The organism is Leisingera sp. F5, assembly GCF_001593695.1.
Window position 1 is genome coordinate 1 of record NZ_LUKH01000759.1, and the last position, 1,723, is coordinate 1,723.

A 1,723-nucleotide genomic window follows, 5' to 3' on the forward strand; every position below is an offset into this window, starting at 1 on the left:
CTCCGCCACCGTCGACGGTCGGCACTGGGACCTGCAGTGGCCGATCGATGCAGATGCGACCATCGCCATCCACACCATGAAGGACGAGGTTCAGGCCAATGAGCTGATCCGCCACGATCTGGCGCACGTCATGGCGCGCGCGGTGCAGGAAATCTGGCCCGACACCAAGGTCACCATCGGCCCGGTCATTGAAAACGGCTGGTATTACGACTTCGACCGCGTGGAACCCTTCACCCCCGAAGACCTCGGCGCCATCGAAAAGAAGATGAAGGAGATCATCAACAAGCGTGATGAGGTCCGCACCGAAGTCTGGGAACGCGACCGCGCGATCCAGCATTACACCGACCTTGGCGAACCCTATAAGGTCGAGCTGATCGAGAGCATCCCCGGCGACGAGCCGCTGCGCATGTACTGGCATGGCGGCTGGCAGGATCTCTGCCGCGGCCCGCACCTGCAGCACACCGGCCAGCTGCCGGGCGATGCGTTCAAACTGATGTCGATCGCCGGCGCTTACTGGCGCGGCGACAGCTCCCGCGCCATGCTGCAACGGATCTACGGCGTTGCCTTCACCGGCAAGGAAAAGCTCAAAGCCCACCTGCACATGCTGGAAGAAGCCGCCAAACGCGACCACCGCAAACTGGGCCGCGAGATGGACCTCTTTCACATGCAGGAAGAGGCCCCCGGTCAGATCTTCTGGCATCCGAACGGCTGGACCATCTACACCCAGCTGCAGGACTACATGCGCCGCAAACAGCGCGCCGACGGCTATGTCGAGGTCAACACTCCGCAGGTGGTCGACCGCAAACTGTGGGAAGCTTCGGGCCACTGGGACAAGTATCAGGAGCACATGTTCATCGTCGAAGTGGACGAGGAGCACGCGCGCGAGAAAACCATCAACGCGCTGAAGCCGATGAACTGCCCCTGCCACGTGCAGGTCTATAATCAGGGCCTGAAATCCTACCGCGACTTGCCGCTGCGGATGGCCGAATTCGGCTCCTGCAACCGCTATGAGCCTTCGGGCGCGCTGCACGGCATCATGCGGGTGCGCGGCTTCACCCAGGATGACGCGCATATCTTCTGCACCGAAGAGCAGATCGAAGCGGAATGCGCCAAGTTCATCGATTTTCTGTCGTCGGTCTACAAGGACCTGGGGTTCGTGGAATTCGAAATCATGTTCGCCACCCGCCCGGAAAAGCGGGTCGGTTCCGAAGAAAGCTGGGATCACGTCGAGGCGGCGCTGGAAAACGCCATCAAGAAAACCGGCAACGCCTATACGCTGGATCCCGGCGAAGGCGCGTTCTACGGACCCAAGCTGGACTTCAAACTGACCGATGCCATCGGCCGGGTCTGGCAGTGCGGCACTTTTCAGGTGGACCCCAATCTGCCGGAACGCCTGAACGCCAATTACATCGGTGAAGATGGCTCCAAACACCGCCCCTACATGCTGCACCGCGCCTGCCTGGGCTCGTTTGAGCGCTTTATCGGCATCCTGATCGAAAGCCATGCCGGCAAGCTGCCGTTCTGGCTGGCGCCGCGCCAGGTTGTCGTCGCCTCGATCACCTCGGACGCGGATGATTATGTGCAGGAGGTTGTTGCCAATCTGCAAAAGGCCGGCGTGCGCGCCGAGGCCGACATCCGCAACGAGAAGATCAACTACAAGGTCCGAGAGCATTCTGTGGGCAAAGTGCCGGTCATTCTCTCCGTCGGCCACCGCGAGGTGGAG

Annotated in this window: 1 protein-coding gene; it reads left to right on the forward strand. The window is 61.2% G+C overall.

What is annotated here, in order from left to right:
* A partial coding sequence (thrS, locus tag A2I95_RS35635) for a threonine--tRNA ligase (protein ID WP_291737270.1) occupies positions 1-1,723 on the forward strand: 1,723 nt, incomplete at both ends.